Raw genomic sequence first — 1,850 nt, 5'->3', positions numbered from 1 at the left:
TAAGGGTCCAGACTCAATTGATTAAAGCCAGAATGCCACGGCGGCAACGAGGCACAGGGCTGAGAAGTAGTTCCGAGCGAGTTTGTCGTAGCGCGTTGCGATGCGCCTGAAACCCAACCGCTTCGCCAATGGGGAGATGTTCTTTTCCGAGGGCCGTTAGCGTGCCTGCTCGCGGCGCCGGTGAAGCGTCCGAGACCGGTCGCGAGCAGCGGCTCGCACAACCGCGGGCCACCGATCATTTCGACCGCCATGGGGTCATCCGCGGTATCCAGCGCGGGACTGCGGCGCGGAACGCCTCGTACTCTTTCCCAAACGTCTGCTCGAGCGTGGGTTCTTCGTACGCCACGACGGCGACGTGGAAGACGAGCCACCACAGCGCGCCGTAGACGATGAGGCGCCAATCGCCCATCAGCACCGCTTGACCCAGGATGATGGCAACGAGCGCGACGTATATTGGATTACGCACATAACGGTAGAGACCGGTCACCACGAGATTCCGGGGCGGCGCGATGGGCGCGGGGGTGCCGAGACCCTGCAGCGCGAAACGCGCAAATGCGTCAACGAGCCCAGGCACGCCTGCGAGAATCATTATCGCGCCGATGCCGCGCGTCAGCTCCAGACCAAGGAACGGCGGCCGGAGTTGCCAACCCGTGATCGACCATGGAACGAGCCCCGCCAGCGTAAATGGGGCGACCACGAAGAAAACCGCCGAGCCCAGGACGGCAATGGTTCGTTGCACGGCGGTTCCCGACACTCGCTGCGAGCTCATTCAAAGCTCCCCTTCATGGTTTCCCGTCGTCATCCGGGTGCCGACACGCTCGCCATGTTATCCAAAAGCGGAAACCGCGCACGACTAAAGCCAGAATGCCACGGCGGCAACGAGGCACAGGGCTGAGAAGTAGTTCCGAGCGAGTTTGTCGTAGCGCGTTGCGATGCGCCTGAAGTCCTTGAGCCTGCAGTAGCAGCGCTCGATGACGTTGCGATCCTTATAGGCTTGCTTGTCGTGACGTATGCGTTTCTTCCGATTTGATCGGCCTGGGATCACCGGTTTGATGCCGTCCTTGCGCAGAGACTTGCGGAACGAGTTGCTGTCATAAGCCTTGTCACCGAGCAACTCGGCGATGCCGTCGAGCAGACTGACACATGCCGGCCCGACTGTGCAGTCGGCGGTGTTGCCAGGCGTGAGGATCAAGACCCACGGGCGACACAGCTTATCGACAAGGCCGTGAATCTTGCTGTTGCGCCCGCCCTTGGTGATGCCAATCGCCTGTTCCGACGCCCCCCCTTTTCCGCCGCCAGCGCAGCGATGCGCTTTGACATGCGTGCTGTCGAGAGCCATTCGTTCCGGCGGTTCAGCAGGTTCGGCCGCCGCCTCGAAGATGCTCTGCCAAATTCCCTGCGCACTCCAGCGGTTGAAGCGATTGTAGACCGTCTTGGCCGGCCCATATTCCGGCGGACAATCGACCCATCGACATCCGCTCTTGAGCACATGCATGATCCCGCTCAAAATGCGCCGATTGTTCTTCGGCTTCACGCCACGGCGATTGCTTGGAATAAACGGCTCAATCCTCGCCCATTGCCCGTCGCTAAACCAAAACAAGTTCGCCCGCATCTGTTGGCCCCCCGATTCGGTTGACCAACCCGTTGAATCTCAACATGGTTAATTGGGTCTTAACCCTAGGGAGCCGGTTAACGTCTTCGCCAAGCTCTACCCGTACCTCGAGGAACTGCGTTCGATGTTCGCTTCCAAGTATGACGAAAGGGCTGCTTTCCAACATTTGGAAGAAGTGGTGATGCAACTGCCACATGCGAAAGAACAGATAGCGGACAGAGTGCAGCAGTTCAAAGAA

2 protein-coding genes and 1 pseudogene are annotated in these 1,850 nt (G+C 59.8%); all 3 read right to left on the bottom strand.

The window, feature by feature from the left end:
• Positions 1-21 precede the first annotated feature (21 nt).
• Positions 22-111, bottom strand: a pseudogene (locus VJ369_RS19100) (IS5/IS1182 family transposase); the annotation flags it as partial.
• 124 nt (positions 112-235) lie between these two features.
• A complete protein-coding gene (locus VJ369_RS19095) occupies positions 236-769 on the bottom strand; it encodes an isoprenylcysteine carboxylmethyltransferase family protein (protein ID WP_324093572.1) in 534 nt (177 codons plus the stop codon).
• A gap of 84 nt (positions 770-853) precedes the next feature.
• The gene (locus VJ369_RS19090; RefSeq protein ID WP_324093571.1) at positions 854-1,612 is read right to left on the bottom strand and encodes an IS5 family transposase; all 759 of its coding nucleotides are present in this window, start codon (positions 1,610-1,612) and stop codon (positions 854-856) included.
• Positions 1,613-1,850: the final 238 nt, after the last annotated feature.

This window comes from Glutamicibacter sp., from assembly GCF_035257265.1.
Taxonomy (GTDB): domain Bacteria; phylum Actinomycetota; class Actinomycetes; order Actinomycetales; family Micrococcaceae; genus Glutamicibacter.
This window is presented reverse-complemented; position numbering and strand designations above follow the sequence as displayed.

Coding starts and splice junctions, on each gene's coding strand:
- VJ369_RS19095 (WP_324093572.1), bottom strand. CDS start 769: ATGAGCTCGCAGCGAGTGTCGGGAACCGCCGTGCAACGAACCATTGCC.
- VJ369_RS19090 (WP_324093571.1), bottom strand. CDS start 1,612: ATGCGGGCGAACTTGTTTTGGTTTAGCGACGGGCAATGGGCGAGGATT.